Below are 16,139 nucleotides of genomic sequence, written 5' to 3' on the forward strand. Positions count from 1 at the left end.
GGAGGTGCTTGGTGAATCAGGAGATTCTTGCGCAGACATTGCATACGATTGAACAGGAGCTGAACGATCCGAGCTTTAGTGAAAGCTTTTATTGGGTTAATCAGCTCTTGGATGATGCAGGCGAGGAACAGTTAGCGGAACGGCTCGATCAGGCGATTCCTGAAACGTGGTCTTGGAAGGTTGTGGGAAGTCTGTTCGGTATATTAAGTTGGTCTATGAGCGATAATGGCTCTGCGTTATTGCGCACTACTGAGGGCTGGTTGCGTGAGGGAACCAATCTGCGCCGCATTCAGATTGCCCTTCTTCAAGATACCTATCCCTTTCGCGATGCCAATGAAATGTTTCTGGTGCTAGACGGGATTGCCCAACGCTTTCCTGAGGTGGCCGATTCCTGTCGACAATGGATCACATGGCGACACGAACACATCCTTAATCATGGCCCCTGAGACTCAGCGTGATAGATCTTTGAAATAACAAGCCCTACCATATTAGCAGGCTAATCTGCTACTAGTTAACAATAGAGCCGAAGCGGCAACAATGGTCGCATGTCAAAAACTTTTCCTTGGCGCTGGGCATCAACGGTAAGTTCCAACAAGGGATAATCTCCAAGCTTCAAGGGCAAAAGGCTGAGGAGTGGGTGCGTCGGCGGAACTGCATCGATCGAAGTAACGGTTATCTGAAAATCCGTGAGTTGCTGCACGCCCAAGGGGTGACCATGTGGATGCTCAAAGCGATTTTCCCAATAGGCCAGCGACCCATGCAGAATCGAGCAAGGTGGCACATATAACGATGGTTGGGAAAATAGTTCAAGCAACGAATCAGCAGGCATCCATTGCGCAGTGTGTCGACGCGTCTCAAAGCTCATGGGCGTTGTATTAGGAGTGCGATAATGCAGCCCGACCCCAAATGGACAATAACCGGTTGTTTGCCATGTCTCGCCAATCGGAATTGTATCTGGTTGCTTGGCCAAGAATGCCTTAAGCTCTGCTTGGTCTTCAATCCATACGAGTTCGAGGTACATATTGTCGAAGTAGATGACGTGTGAGGCAGTGCCCTCGCCCTCGTGAATCCCAAGCGTCTAAGCCAATAGCTCGCAGCGCATCCATGGCTGTGCCACCCTTGTTAACCCACAGATACAGATGATCGATCACCAAGGGAGATGATTCCTGCAAGACCGACATAGGGCTTCCTCCACAATCCGCAATCAAGAATAAGTTACCACAAGCACTAGAGCCACCACGGGCTGTATTATTGCACAAGCAGATACTTTCACCAAGCAAAACAGCGAGTTTCTGGCGAATCTTCACCTGAATCAGCATAGGCAAATTGGATTGATACGCATACGGCCTGAAGAATGCGCAAAAAAAGCCCTTCGTCTACCGTAGACGAAGGGCTGAGGATGAGTGAAAGTACCCGTTAGGCGGCACTATTGGCATCTTGGCGCAACGGCAAGAGCGGCACAATATCTTCTGGCTCTAACGAAGGGTGAATATACATAATCGCCCCTCGTGGTGCATGGCGAATGGAGCCACGCGAGTTGGCGATCAGAATAATTTCTGCATCGTCGCATTGATCAAGCCAACGAATTAAGCCTGGCGTGCAAATGCTTGCATCAACAAAAATCCGTTCGGGAACAAATTGTTGAAAGCATGCATTGATCATGCGTGGTGTAGTCACCATTAATGGCATTGCCAAAACTTCAAAACGGTCGATAAACCGTTGGCGAAGTTCATTACTCTCGGTGATCAAAACGACCATCTGGTGCTCCTAGTTCCTCAGCATGGCTGGATGAGGTAAAAATGTTTGCCACATAGCCAAAGAGTTCTACGTCGCAAAACATCGTCAACGATGCCCTTCCGAAGAACGTACATGAATGTTAGTCAAGAATTAAGTATCAAGTGTTGAATAAATGCATTTGCATTATAGTAGTAGCTGCCATCGTTTACTCCACCAAAAAGCTAGCATAAAGGTACTATCTTGATTTAGGTCATGGCTTTTATAAATGAGGGATACGCTGACGGGCAAAATATCCCCCACCTAGGTATTTGGCTCATCCTTAGTTGGATAATCCTAATACTAGAATAGGGTTTTTAGCTGATTTAACCGCTGAATCATTCGTGTGCATATATGAGCTATGCTCTCGCCACATTTGTTAGCATAGGTGACTTTAACAGTGTAGCCCAATAGTCCTAGATGGAGCTAGTTCTCTACCTATAGCATTATTTGGTAACTGCTGGGAGATAGCTGGTTTCACGTTGCTGATGTTGTAACAGTATGTTGGGATCGCCCAAGAGAATCGAACTTTGCAGGCTATCTTGGCAACAGCCACCATTGCTGAACAAATGTAAAAGGCCTGCTAGCACTCCCGTACCAATGTGGGTTTGGCGTGGATTGCTCCACATGCGTTGCCACCAGCCTTCGTTCAACAAATCATGGCCATAGGCTACCCCTAAGCCTGACGATCCCCATGTAGCAATTGCCCCACCATTGGGTTGTAACACCAAGCGTTCATCAAGGCTGGTGCCACTCCACGCGATGGTCTGAAAGGCACTAGTCAAACAGGTCATCTCCAAAATCATGGGCAAGGCTGGGCTATTATGCAGCCGATCGCTATCATATAAACTCAAAAGATAGGGCTGGCTATTGCTCAAATCGGTAATTGCCCATTGATATTGATGGCTATGACCAACGTAGGTCACCACTGCTGCCCCTTGATTCAACTGATCAAAGGTTTGTTGGCGTGCTTGGTCAGCGCTGGCGATTCGCCAAGGATCGGTTTGGGGCAAGCCGTTGCTGGTTTTGCGCCATGGGTCGTAATAAACACGCTGAATTTCCAGCTTATTTGGTTGATAGCCAATCATTGCGTCGCTAAGGGCCGCAAAATCGCCTGCATAATCTGCTTGGCCGCTGGCAGTTTTGTAGTTATCAGCAACATAGATTTGGCGCGAACGCCAGCCTACATCTGCTGGAGCACTTTCATAATTGACAATTTTATTGATCAGATTGGTCAATTCGGTAGCGGTTTTGGCTGGCAAACGCCCAATTTGCAGATCAGGCAGCGGATCGGCCAGCGGCTGATCGCCATCAAGTTGCACAAAACAGGTGTCGCAGGCAATTTCGCCAAGCCAAGGATCGCTATTAACGGGCAATGGTGGAATTATATTTGGATTATTGCGACCTAAATAATTGCGTGGATCAATCGTGCCATCGCCGACCAAGACGAGTGATTGCGGCGCTTGGGGCCAGGTGTTGGCGAGGTAGCGCATAAAATTGCGAATCGCCAACGGATCAACATTGCCGCTGTTCCAACGATCATAAATTGCTTGCACATCAACGAGCAATGGCTGCAAACCTTGCTGCTCACGCCGCGCGATCAATGGTTGCAGCAGGCTATGCCATTGTTTGGGCGCAAGATAAATGGTTTTTGCTGGGTTTTGCCAATTGCCATTTGTGCTCGCTTCGATGCTTGGCTCGGGCAGATTGGCTGGATTGACCAGCAGATAAGTGCCTGGATCAGCTGCTAGCAAATCATTATTGAAGTGCATACGCTGTGGCTGCCAAGGCTGGCTTACGTTATAACTCACTGCTTGATTTGGGCGATTAGTAATCGAATAATTAGCTTTGCGCACTGCTTGCCATTGGATTGTTTGAGCGTTTGCATTCAGCACAACAGGCCGTTGCCAAACCAGCCGATCAAGCGAAATTCCGCTGATTTGTTGGGTGTTGGCGATTGCTAGTTGCAAGTTTTGGCTTGGCGCAAGCTGGGCCGATTTGGTGAAAACACCGCTATTCAAGCTAAGATTAATCCGCTGGCTGCTGGTGATTGCGATGCTGGTGGCGGCGCTAGTATAAACGATGCCATTCAAGGTAACGGTGCTTGGGCCTGTTGCCAGTGGCAAGGTGCTGGTGAGCCAAATTTGTTGGTTTATTGGGTTGAGATCTGGGCCAGCCTTCAAATCGGCGCTAAACCAATGGTCGCCATCAGTGCCAGCCTGCAACGAATCGTAGATTTGCGGGTTATACCAGAGGCTGGTTTGATAGGCTTGGGTGCTGGTTGGCAAGCCAGATGGATCAAGCGTGAGCGACTCGATTTTGGGGCTACTATTGGCCGCACCAAGCGTGAGCCAGAGACTGCTGGTACTGTTCCAGCGATCACCAACGCTAGGCAGATAGAACCAAATTGCATCGTTTTGATCAAAGCTGCCGTCGAGCGTGCCACGTTCTTCGATTGCAAGTTGCTGGTTTTTATACCATAGTTGAAGGCTATAGGGTGCGAGGCTAGTAAGGTTGATGCCTGCGTGGGCCAAACTGGCACCAGTTAATTGCTGCATGCCTGCTTGATTGACGTTAACGCGCCAGCCTTGGCCAGTTTGCGGGCTTGGTACTGCTTGGTTGAGCTGAAACGGTTGGTCGATTAAGCGATTTGGATCATTCAACAATTGAGCGTTACTAACAGAGACTGTGGCTTGGGTAATGGTTTGCTGGTTGATCGTGGTTTGGGGCTGCAAAACCACCATCCGTTGGCCGCGAAAACGACCTTCGCGCAGCAGAGTGATTGGTGCTGGCAGATCGGCAAGCTTGCTGATTGCTTGTTGATTGAGACTGAGCGCTTGCAGGGTTGGCTGCAATTGCCAATCATCAGTCACTAAAATAGCAAAAGGCCGCAGTTGCTTGGCTGCTTGCCATTCGACCATAATGCCATTTGAGGTTTGTTGGAGCGTTGCCCTCGTTTGCAGCGCCGCTTGTTGCGCAAAGCTCGCTGGTGGTTGGATAAAGACATATGATCCGAGCAAACCAACAAGAATAAGGTAACGCCACATAATCCAATCCTCAATTACACAACAGACTCAAAGGGCTGACTGGAATTATTCCAGCCAGCCCTTACCGCCGCGATTACCGAGTGGTCATTGGGACGAAGATTTGATACTTATTGGCTTGGGTACTATTGGTGTTAGCTGGGCCATACTCGTTGGTGCTGCCATCGAGTTCGGTTTCAACCAACCAATAGTAGTAGGTGCTGCTATCGTCAACGTTGGTGTCGATCCAGCGATAGCTTGCACCACCGCTGCGGCCTTGAGCAGCGATCATACTGCTGGTAACCTTGGTAGCATTGGCCCGATTGCGGTCGTTGCTACGGTACAGATGGAAGCCCAAGGTCTTCGATTCGCTGACAGTTGTCCACTGAACTGCCACCTTGCCAGCTTCACGGATTGCGCTGAAATCAGCCAACTCGATGGCGTTGGGTGTGGTTACGCCAGCATAGACTGAACCATTGTTATCGCCTGGAGCCAAGACAATAACGCCAGTCGTGCCTGTGTTAGGGTCAACATCGCTGTCACTGGCATCGTTACCCATATCATCGTGGGTAAAGACGAAGCCTGGAGGCAAGTTGTCGAAGCCAACGATATAGCTGCCTGGTGGCAAGTTGTTGAATTGATAGCCGCCATTGGCATCGGTGGTCGTGCTGATGATTGCCGTACCGTTGATGTCATAGAGCGTGACAATCACGCCCGGTACGCCACTATCGCCTGGGGTATATTGGCCATTAGCATCGGTATCGTACCAAACGATGCTTCCAAGGCTGGCTGGCATAAATACCCCAAAGTCGATGCTCAAGTTGCTGTTGGCGCTGCTATCGCCGTCGTTGGTTGGCTCGCTATTGGCCAAAACCGTGACGACTGAGCTCTTGATACCGCCGGCGAAGGTGATCCCGTTATCATCGTCGTTAATGTCGTTATCGGGGTCGCTGGCTGGCTCGAATGGCGTTGGTTGAGCGCCAAAGTTGCCAGTGCTGCTGACATAATGTTCGAGCACTCCGCCTGTAGCAAAGTTACTGCTTGGCAATACTACGATGTAATCACCAGGAAGTGCACCGGTAAACAAATAGTTGCCGTTAGCATCGGTGAGGGTATTTGCAACCATTTCACCAGTGTCTGGTTGATTATTGGCATTGGTATCGCGATAGATAGCAACCGCCACATTTTCCATGCCAGTTTCACTGCCGTCAACGATGCCATTGTTGTTAATATCGTTCCAAACCAAGTCGCCTACGCTGACTGGTGTGTAAACCCCAGCATCCCAGCTCATGTCGTTTTCGCCAGCCGCCAAGTCGATGGCGGGAGTTAAGCCAGTTCCAACATCAACATCGCTATCAACGGTGTCGTCGCCGCCAACGTTTGGTGTGGTAAATTCCATGCCAACTGGTTGTTGGAATTCGATTGTGTAGCTCGCTGGAATCAAGCCTGTGAAGCTGTAAACCCCAGTTGGATCGGTCGTTTGGGTATCGACCAAAGCGTTGCTATTGTCGTAGATGCGGATAATTACACCGCCAACGCCTGGCTCTGTGCCGTCTTGAATGCCGTCGCCGTCTTGATCTTCCCAAACCAAGTTGCCAACACTGGCTAATTCATAGATACCTGCGTCGATGGTTGGGTTGTTCTCAGCCGAAGTCAAGGTAATTAATGTGCTCAAGCCGTTGGCTGGGTTGGCATCGCTATCGATTGCGTCGTTTGCTCCAACATTAGCTTGGCTGAAGTTGTAGTTGGCTGGCTTGGTGAATTCGACATAATAGCCAACGCCTGGCATCAATCCAGTGAATTGATAGCTGCCATTGACCGTGGTGGTTGTGTCGATTACCACATTGCTGCTATCGAGCAAGTTGACCGTCAAGCCGTTCACGCCAGTTTCGCCACTATCTTGGATGCCGTTGATATTGGTATCGTACCAAATGGTGTCGCCCAAGCTGGCCAATTGATACAAGCCTGCATCGATATTCGGATTGGAATCGCCGCTGGCAAGCGTGACGGTTGCTGCTTGACCAGTGGTTGTGTCAGCGTCGCTATCAACGGTTGGGTCGCTGCCTGCGCCTTGTTGGGTGAAGAAGTAGCCGCTTGGGGCGACAAATTCAACCAAGTAGGAGTTTGGTGGCAATTGACCAAAGAAGTAATCGCCGATTGCTCCGGTGAAGGTGCTGCTAATCGCTGCGCCATCAGGTGTGCCATCGGTGTTGTTGTCGATGTACAAGCGCACGGTCACATTGGCAATGCCCTGTTCGTTGCCATCTTGAATTCCATCAACATCGAGATCGTGCCAGACATAGTTGCCTAATCCAGCCAGTTGATAAATACCTGCATCGATCGTGGCGTTGTAGCTGCCAACATTGATTGTGACCAAGCCGCTACAGCCAGTGATTTGGTTGGCATCGCTGTCGTTTGCTGGGTTGCCGCCAAGATTTGGCTGAGTGAAGACATGGCCTGCTGGCAAATCGCTGAACTTGACCAAGTAGCTGCCTGGTTGCAAATCGCCAAAGCTATAGTTGCCAGTGCCGCTGGTGATTTGACTGCCGACCACGACATCATCGGCGGTACATGGTTGGTTATCGGGGCCAGGCGTGTAGAGCGTTACGGTTACGCCGCCAACGCCATTTTCCGTGCCATCTTGGATGCCGTTGCCATTGGTATCGAACCAGACATAATTGCCCAAGCCGCCCAAGGTAAAGACCCCAAAGTCGAGCGAACGATTGGTATTTGGGTCGGTGTCGCCGTCATTGGTTGGCTCGCTGCCAGCATTCAAGCTGATCGCGTTGCTAGCGATGACCCCAGTTGTACCAAGTGTGCCAATGGTTGATCCATTGTCATCGTTGTTGATGTTATTATCGGGGTCGCTGGCAGGTTCGCTGCTGCCGCCAGTTGAGCTAGCCCAACCTTGCAAAATATTGCCAGTTGTAAAGTTGCCCGCTGGCAAGACCACAATATAGTTACCTGGCAAGAGTTGATCGAAGTTGTACAAGCCGCCAGCGATCGTGGTGGTTTGGCGGATGAAGCTATCGCCAGCATCGAAGCTGCCATCGCCATCATCAGCATACAAGGCCACGGTTACGCCAGCGATGCCGGTTTCGCCACCTGAGACCAAGCCATCATTGTTGGCATCATCCCAGACCAAATCGCCAAGGCTGAGTAATTGATAGAAACCGAAGTCAACCGTTAAGTTGCTGTTGGCATCGATCGAGCCGCCCGTGCCATTGCTATCAGCTTCGCTGGTTGGCTCGGCACCTGCGGCGAGGCTGAAACATGCGCTTTGAACGCTGCCCGTTGTGCCAAGTGCGCCAACGACTGAGCCGTTGTCGTTGTCGTCGGCGTTGTCGCTATCAGGATCGAGGCCTGGCTCGAAAGCTCCCGTTGCACCGGTTGCGCCAGTGCTGCTGCTGAAACCAACCAAGACTCCAGCGCCCATGAAGTTGCTGCTTGGGATGGCAACACAATAGTCACCAGCTAATACATTGTTGAACAAGTAGTAGCCGCTAGCATTGGTTTGCACGCTGGCGACCGTTGGCGCATCGGCGGCATCGATTGCGCCGCTGCTGTTGCGATCCATATACAGATCGACGGTCACGTTGGCAATGCCGGTTTCGCCGTTGTTGCGCAAGCCATCGTTGTTGGCATCGTTCCAAATGCGGTTGCCAAGGCTCAATGGTTGGAAGACCCCAAAGTCAACCGTCAAGTTGCTGAAACTATCGGGCGTGATGTCGCCGCTGCCGTTGGTTTCACCAGTTGGTTCGCTGTTGTCGGCCAAGGTTACGCTGGCGGTTTGAATTACGCCCGTCGTGCCCAGCGTGCCAACGATTGTGCCGTTGTCGTCGTTATCAATGTTGTTATCAGGATCGGGAGCAACTTCGTAGGCTCCGGTTGGGCTGCCTGCTGTGCCTGTGCTGCTGGTGTAGCCGACCAACGCGCCTGTGCCTAAGAAATTGCTGGCATCAAGCTCAATCACATAGTTGCCTGCGCTGAGCACTGTAAAGTGATAGTAGCCTGTGGCGTTTGTCGTAGTTGTGCTGAGTACCGTACTTGAACCTTCGCGGTACAAGTTGACAGTTACACCGCTGATTCCAGTTTCGCCAGCGTTGAAAACACCATTGTTGTTGGCATCGTTCCAAATGTAGTTACCAACCGCTAATGGTTGATATGCGCCTGCATCGACTGAATCGTCATTTTCGCCAACGCCCAAGGCGATGATGCCAGCACATCCTGTGGCATTTGCATCACTATCGATCGTATCGTCGCCGCCAACATTTGGTTGGGTAAAGACATAGCCTGCGGGCAAACCACTGAATGAGATGACATAATTGCCTGGCATCAAGCCTGCAAAATTGTAAGCGCCTGAAGCTGGAGTGGTTTGGTTACCAATCACGACATCATCGGCGGTACATGGCAGGTTATCCGCACCTGGAGTTGCTAAAGTTACGGTGATATTGCTCAGCCCTTGCTCAGCGTTATCGAAGATGCCGTTATTGTTGGTGTCGTACCAGACCAAATTGCCAATGCTGCCTAATGGGAAGACCCCTAAATCAAGGCTTAGGTTGGTATTTGGGTCGGTGTCGCCGTCGTTGGTTGGCTCGCTGCCAGCATTCAGGGTGATTGCTTGGCTCGCGATAACCCCAGTTGTGCCGAGGGTGCCAATGGTTGATCCATTGTCATCGTTGTTGATGTTGTTATCGGGGTCGCTGGCAGGTTCGCTGCCGCCACCCGTTGAACTAACATGATTTTCCAACACGTTGCCTGTGGTGAAATTGCCAGCAGGCAGTACGACCAAATATTCACCAGGTAATAGGTTGGCGAAGCTATAAATTCCGCCAGCGATCGTGGTGGTTTGGCGGATGAAGCTATCGCCAGCATCGAAGCTGCCATCGCCATCATCAGCGTAGAGATCGACATTTATGCCAGCGATGCCCGTTTCGCCGTTATTGAACAAGCCATCGTTATCAGCATCGCGCCAAATCAAATTACCAAGGCTGGGCAATTGATAGAAGCCGAAGTCAACCGTTAAGTTGCTGTTGGCATCGATCGAGCCGTCAGTGCCATTGCTGTCGGCTTCGCTGGTTGGCTCGGCGCCTGCGGCAAGGCTGAAACAGGCGCTTTGAACGCTGCCGGTTGTGCCAAGTGCGCCAACGACCGAGCCGTTGTCATTATCGTCGGCGTTGTCGCTATCGGGATCGAGGCCTGGCTCGAAGGCTCCTGTTGCGGCGGCTGCACCCGTGCTGCTGCTGAAACCAACTAAGACTCCCGCACCCGTGAAGTTGCTGCTTGGAATGGCAACACAATAATCACCAGCGAGTAAATTGCTGAACAAATAGTAGCCGCTAGCATTAGTTTGCACGCTGGCGACCGTTGGGGCATCGGCAGCATCAATCACGCCGCTGCTGTTGCGATCCATATACAGATCGACGGTCACGTTGGCAATGCTGGTTTCGCCGTTATTGCGCAAACCATCGTTGTTGGCATCGTTCCAAATGCGATTGCCAAGGCTGAGTGGTTGATAGACCCCGAAGTCAACCGTCAAGTTGCTGTTGGCATCAACGGTTGCATCGGCGCTGCCGTTGGTTTCACCAGTTGGCTCGGCCCCTGCGGCAAGGCTGATCGCGGCACTCTTGATCACGCCAGTGGTTCCCAGCGTACCAACAATTGAGCCGTTATCGTCGCTATCAATGTTGTTATCGGGATCGGGTGCTGCTTCGTAGGCTCCGCTTGAGCTGCCTGCAGTGCCCGTGCTGCTGGTGTAGCCAACCAACGCGCCTGCACCTAAGAAGTTGCCGACATTCAGTTCAATTTCATAATCGCCAGCGCCAAGCAGGCCAAAGTGATAGTAGCCTGTGGCATTGGTGGTAGCTGTGCCAAGTACGGTGCTTGAGCCAGCGCGATAGAGTGTGACTGCTACGCCGCTGATTCCAGCTTCGCCACCATTGAAGACACCATTGTTATTCGCATCGTTCCAAACGTAGTTACCGACCGCCAAGGGTTGGAACAAACCAACATCCAACGTGGTATCGTCGGTTGAACCATTGGCATTATTGACAATCGTCGCGCTTTGCGCACCAGCATTGCCTGGAGTTAATGTTAATTGGGCAGTGCTGACGATTGCGCCGCTAGTTGAGCCGTTATCATCATTATTAATATTGTTGTCGGGATCGGGTGCTGGCTCATAGGTGCCAGTTGCACTACCAGAAGTGCCAGTGCTGGAAATATAGTTGGCTGGTGGTGTGACCTCGATGTAATAATCGCCAGGCAACAAGCCAGCAAAACTATAATTACCGCCGCCAGTCGTGCTGGTGCTCGCAATCAAGGTATTTGATGAATTGTAGAGGGCAACATTTACCCCATTGATCCCCGATTCGCCAATATCCAACAAGCCATTATTATTAGCATCTTCCCAAATGCGATTGCCGACGCTCAGCTTGAAGAATCCAAAATCAACCGAAAGATTCGTGCCAGTGGCTGGTTCAACAGGATCAGTGCTACACAAATCGGTTTCATTGGTTGGTTCATTGCCGCCAAGCGTAATCACATGGCTCAAAACCCCATCAGTCGCGAGGGTTGGGCCTTCGATGCCATTATCATCGTTATCGAGATCGTTATTGGCACTGCCAGACGTAACTGTACTGCTACGATAGCCAGCGAGTGGATTGCCAAGCGTAAAGTTGCTAGGATTGATTCGAACAACGTAGCTTTCGGGAGCCAGGCCATCGAAGCGATAGCAACCAACGCTGGTGGTGGTTTGAGTGCTCAGGGCCGTGCCGCTATCGGGAATCCCGTTGGCATCGCTATCAGCAAAGAGGCTGACGCTGACACCACTAATGCCTTGTTCGCCAGCATCGAATGTGCCGTTATTGTTGGTATCGTACCAAACGCGGTTGCCTAGGCTATAGGTGGTAAAACCGATGTCATAGCTATGGTTGTTATCGCCAGCAACCCCAGTATTAAAGGTAATAACTGCATCAGCGCCAGTGATCGTTGCATCGGAGTCGCGAACATCGCTATTCGTGCCACTATTGCTATTTGCCGCCGTCAAAACCTTGTTGGTTAGTGCTGCTTGAACTGAAGCAACCCGAATTGAGTAGCCAGTTTGGTTTGGTTGTAAGCCAGCGATGTTGAAAATAGTGCTGGCTGTGCTAGTACCAGCCAACGATGAGAAACGATAGTTGCCATTGGCGTCAGTTGTGGCGCTACCTAACAAGGTTGTGCCATTAGGCGCATACAAGCGCACGGCTACGTTCGCTAGCGCAGCCTCATTAGCATCCTGAATCCCATCACTATCGGTATCGTTCCAAATCCGATTACCAATTTCAATTGGCGCGGCATCGCACAAGGCTTCGAGGTCGCCTAAACCACCAGCTTTAGCCAGCGTGTTAGGTTGGACATTGCTATCGTAAATCCGGTAAGCCCGAGTCCGAGCGCCAGTGCTATTGTTGAGCCACAAAATCCCGCCATCGAAATATTGGGCTGAATCGAAAATTGGGTCATAGATCGTTTGGACAATATCAGGCTTGCCTGGGATTTGTAACAAGCCACCGAGCGAGACTTCGGCGTGCTCTGGGTAATTATCGCGGAAGTAATATTCGCCGCCGCCTGGGCCTTCGTTCGTGCCAGCGCCAGCGGTACTGGTGCTACCACAAGTACCATTGCTTTCGAGCGTCCAGCCGCTGCCATTGCTACAAGCTCGCAAAATATCGCCAGCTGAGTCGCCAATGTAGAGTGTGGAATCGCCAACAGTGGTGTTATTTTGGTTATAGCCCATTTGATCGCTGAAACGGTCGCGGAGGCCCAAAATCATGTTGCCGTTATCAAATTCGATGTCGGTCAACATTGGTTGTGGTTGCACATACTCGCCGCCAAAGTTGGTGTTGGTGACGGTAAAGTTGGTGCGCCATGGGTTCCAGTTGGCGCTAGCACAACCAGGCACAACCGCACAACCACGAGTGTGATTCAATGGGAAGTTCAACACTTGGGTAAAACTATCGGTGTTTGGATTAAATTGATAGACATAAGCCCGCAGATTGGTGGCGTTAGCCGTTGATTGGGCCGAACAAACCATCCCAATATAAACGAGGCCTTCGTTGACGGCCACAGCATAAGGCCGATGATCATTAGTGGCACAATCGGTTGGATCGGGCACGACAAAGCGACCAATCGCAGCGGCGCTGGGCGCGGTTGGAGTTAGGCCAATTGGAATTTCATACAGTTGACGATCAGCTAAGTTGATTGTCCAAAGCGTGGTTTGATCCTCGGAAATATCCATATCGCCGAGGGCAATTTTGCCTACTGGGTCCCATGCTGCTGAATCGTGGACTAGATCGGTGCCGTTAGGGTGCGGATCGACCCCAGCAGTACCAGCCCCAAACACAGTATTCAAATCCAGAAACAAACTGACTGTGCGTGGGCTAGGGGTAATGCGGTAAATTGCGCCTGTGCCGCTTGGCCCAAAGCCAACGTGGCGTTTCATAACGGCGCTGGCAAACAAGCTGCGTGATGAGCGTTGCCAAGCCAAACCGAAGGTTGGGCCAGTTTCAGCGCCGAAGGCCAAATCGGTTGGGGCTGGGCTATCAACGCCTGGAGTTGGGCTATTGCCAGTGTTCCCAGCGGTGTAGGGGAAACTTACAATCGAGTGAAAGGTTGATGAGGGCGCTTGATCTTGGCGGCCCATGCTAAAACAGTTGGTTACCAAGGTTGGGTTATCTTGGCAGTAGTTGGCTGGGTTGTTAAAACCCATGTTGGCGGAAGCAGTGCTGCCTGCAACAAACAACACGGTTGAGCCTGAATTGCTACCCATTGGGCCAGATTTGACCGTTGCTGGAGCATTGCTAAACTCAACCCGATATGGGCCAGTATAGATTGGATCGCTGTCGGTCAACGAGTAATTACCAGTTGCGTTGGTCGTCGTTGTGCCAACGATGGTATTGCTAGCATTGTAGAGCGTGACGGTTACACCGCTAATGCCTGGCTCTAAGCTATCGATTACGCCATTGGCGTTGTAATCGCGATAGGCACGACCGCTGATCGTGGCAGCAGCATAGGCGACAGAGCCAGCACTTGGCAACAAAGTAATTGCGAATGCTACCAATAAGGTGCAACACACAACCAGTGTGCTGAATGAATAACGAGAGGATGCTTGCTTCATACGTTTAAACCTCGTTGGTTAACCCTAAACGGCGCGTCGTTGAATGCCAAAACCGATCAGAGCGACTAGTAAACCCAATAAGCCAATAAACCACAAGCCAGCTGTATCTGCGCTGCTCGTGCGTGGCAATGGCGGTTGGTTGCCTGCTGGTGGTGCTGCTGGCTTGGCCGTTGGCTGCGGCATAGGCGTGGCACTTGGCATAGGCGTGGCACGTGGTTGTTCAGGGCTTGGCGATGGGCTAGGAATACCTTGCTCAGGGGTTGCAGTTGCCGTGATGCCTGGCACCGAGATAATTGGTGTGACGGTTGGCTCAATGCTTGGGGCTTGAGTTGGTGCTACCCCAGTTGGCTGAGCGATGCTGGTTGGCTCAACGGTGACCCGTGGCTCTGGGGTATTCGTTGGTAAGGGTGTATTGGTTGGGATGATTGGTTCAGGAGTATTCGTCGGTAAGGGCGTATTAGTTGGGATGATTGGTTCAGGAGTATTCGTCGGTAAGGGTGTATTAGTTGGGGTCGGTGGCTCGGTTGGGGTTAATGCCAATGGCCCAACATCCGCAGCATGCGAAGGTTGAGTTGGTAGAGTCACGAGAGCGATCAGCAGAATTATTAGGCTTCGAATGAACCACGTCATACAAGCTACTCCCACATCAAAGGGCTGACCTATTCACTGATCGCGAATCGTGAAATCGGCATGACCCAAGCAACGAAACATTGAATAAGGACAATTCGCTTGTTTGACCGTAGCAGAGGCGATCTTTTGGTAAGCCAATAACCCTAGATCGATGCTTACGAATGATTGAATACTATCTAGGCTAAATGGGCTACTTCCTTATGGTTACTTGTAAGGGGGAGGATTGGTAGAAGAGTACGGGAGATAAATATAAAACGCCCTTGATCAAATGATCAAAGGCGTTTTTGGTAGTTCCAATAACAGCTTATGGCGCAGTATTGATCCAGGTGTTGAAGTTGCTCAAAACGGTTGAGGTAATCCGCGTACCCGAGTTGGTGCTGGTACCGCCATTAGTGTGTACGCCAATTGAACAGTTGGTGCAGCTGCCGCTGCTGTTCCAAATTGGTGAGCCACTTTGGCCGCCATAGGTATCGTTGGCATACGAGAGGCGTAGACTGGTGTAGCTGCGCACGGTATCAGCGTGGAACCACATTGTGCCTGAGGCTTTATCGCCTGGGTAGCCAGCAATGTTGGTTACTTGACCAACTAAGCCAGTGCTGCTGGGGGCGCGTAAGCCGAACCAGCCAGTTTGGTTGCCAACGCTACAGTTAATTTTGAATGCACCATAATCGTAGTTGGCGCTGCCAGTGGTTTGCCATTGCGAAACCGTGAACAATTTGGTTGCGTTACAGCCACCATACGGGTTCGATGTACCATTGCGGCCTGGGTAGAACTTAACATTGGTGACCCAAGCGTTGTTACTCCAGAGACAGTGGCCAGCAGTTGCCACCGTATTGGCGCTGATCAACCAACCAGTACAAATATAGTTGCCACCACCACTGCTAAAAGTAATTTGGCCAATCCGACGATAGGGATTTGAAGTGGTTGCGGTAATTCGCACCCGATTGTCGGCCCCAATTACTGAGTTGGTGCCTTCTTGGCTGCCACTTTGGGTTGCTGGCAAGGCATTGGGATCAACATCCTCTGCCCGATCACTTTCGGCTAGCACACCAGTTCCATCGCTGCCTGCAATGTAGGCGCCAAATTGATCATAGACAATGCCTTTGGTATTAACTTCTACCGGCTGCCCATCACTGGCCACAATCGTATGCGGATCGACTGCAACTTCGACTTCTTTTTTGGCCAAGCTAACATCACCTTGGGCCAAACTCAAGCCTAAAACGCTCAAGACTACCGCGACCCGTGTGTACCGCCGAACAGATAGACGCATTGCTGATCCTCCTAGGTAGGTTGGGCTAATCGGAACCGAGACTGAAAGTGGGGTGCCATTTGATGTGTGGATGTGCATAAGTATATATTAAAATATTTTAATTGCAAGTTAAAGATTTTAATATTATCAATGTTGCTGTTTAGTGAACGTCGCACGATGAAATTGGCTATTGCCAATCCTTACAAGGATAGGTTGTTAACTATCATTAATAATCACCACCCTTCCGTCCCGCCTCGAGGCGGGAGACAAAGGGGGCTTTAATCCCCCTGTACCCCCTAATATGTATGTTGTG

7 protein-coding genes are annotated in these 16,139 nt (G+C 51.0%); 1 reads left to right on the forward strand and 6 read right to left on the reverse strand.

The genetic code is table 11. From position 1 onward, the window contains the following. Positions 1-11: 11 nt before the first annotated feature. Positions 12-446 (forward strand): hypothetical protein, encoded by a 435-nt coding sequence (locus SE18_RS03705; RefSeq protein WP_152976545.1) that lies wholly within the window; start codon positions 12-14, stop codon positions 444-446. A gap of 65 nt (positions 447-511) precedes the next feature. On the opposite strand, the gene SE18_RS03710 is transcribed toward SE18_RS03705, so the two are convergent. The 6 genes from SE18_RS03710 to SE18_RS03735 all read right to left on the reverse strand — a co-directional run bounded on the left by SE18_RS03710 (position 512) and on the right by SE18_RS03735 (position 15,847). Then, entirely contained in the window at positions 512-1,021 is a 510-nt protein-coding gene (locus SE18_RS03710; protein WP_054533076.1) for a hypothetical protein, read from the reverse strand. A gap of 395 nt (positions 1,022-1,416) precedes the next feature. Beyond that, the gene (locus SE18_RS03715) at positions 1,417-1,758 is read right to left on the reverse strand and encodes a hypothetical protein (RefSeq protein WP_012189196.1); all 342 of its coding nucleotides are present in this window, start codon (positions 1,756-1,758) and stop codon (positions 1,417-1,419) included. Positions 1,759-2,219: 461 nt separating this feature from the next. Further along, positions 2,220-4,820: a C25 family cysteine peptidase gene (locus tag SE18_RS03720; protein WP_054533077.1), complete on the reverse strand. Its 2,601-nt coding sequence runs from the start codon at positions 4,818-4,820 to the stop codon at positions 2,220-2,222. Between the two features lie 73 nt (positions 4,821-4,893). Further along, positions 4,894-13,947: an SdrD B-like domain-containing protein gene (locus SE18_RS03725; protein WP_054533078.1), complete on the reverse strand. Its 9,054-nt coding sequence runs from the start codon at positions 13,945-13,947 to the stop codon at positions 4,894-4,896. A gap of 24 nt (positions 13,948-13,971) precedes the next feature. Then, positions 13,972-14,577, reverse strand: a complete 606-nt coding sequence (locus SE18_RS27375; RefSeq protein ID WP_054533079.1) for a hypothetical protein — start codon at positions 14,575-14,577, stop codon at positions 13,972-13,974. Positions 14,578-14,881: 304 nt separating this feature from the next. Next, positions 14,882-15,847 carry a trypsin-like serine peptidase gene (locus SE18_RS03735; protein ID WP_054533080.1) on the reverse strand — a complete coding sequence of 322 codons (966 nt, stop codon included), beginning with the start codon at positions 15,845-15,847 and terminating at the stop codon, positions 14,882-14,884. Positions 15,848-16,139: the final 292 nt, after the last annotated feature.

The sequence above is a fragment of the Herpetosiphon geysericola genome, assembly GCF_001306135.1.
Taxonomy (GTDB): domain Bacteria; phylum Chloroflexota; class Chloroflexia; order Chloroflexales; family Herpetosiphonaceae; genus Herpetosiphon; species Herpetosiphon geysericola.

Coding starts and splice junctions, on each gene's coding strand:
- SE18_RS03710 (WP_054533076.1), bottom strand. CDS start 1,021: ATGTACCTCGAACTCGTATGGATTGAAGACCAAGCAGAGCTTAAGGCA.
- SE18_RS03715 (WP_012189196.1), bottom strand. CDS start 1,758: ATGGTCGTTTTGATCACCGAGAGTAATGAACTTCGCCAACGGTTTATC.
- SE18_RS03720 (WP_054533077.1), bottom strand. CDS start 4,820: ATGTGGCGTTACCTTATTCTTGTTGGTTTGCTCGGATCATATGTCTTT.
- SE18_RS03725 (WP_054533078.1), bottom strand. CDS start 13,947: ATGAAGCAAGCATCCTCTCGTTATTCATTCAGCACACTGGTTGTGTGT.
- SE18_RS27375 (WP_054533079.1), bottom strand. CDS start 14,577: ATGACGTGGTTCATTCGAAGCCTAATAATTCTGCTGATCGCTCTCGTG.
- SE18_RS03735 (WP_054533080.1), bottom strand. CDS start 15,847: ATGCGTCTATCTGTTCGGCGGTACACACGGGTCGCGGTAGTCTTGAGC.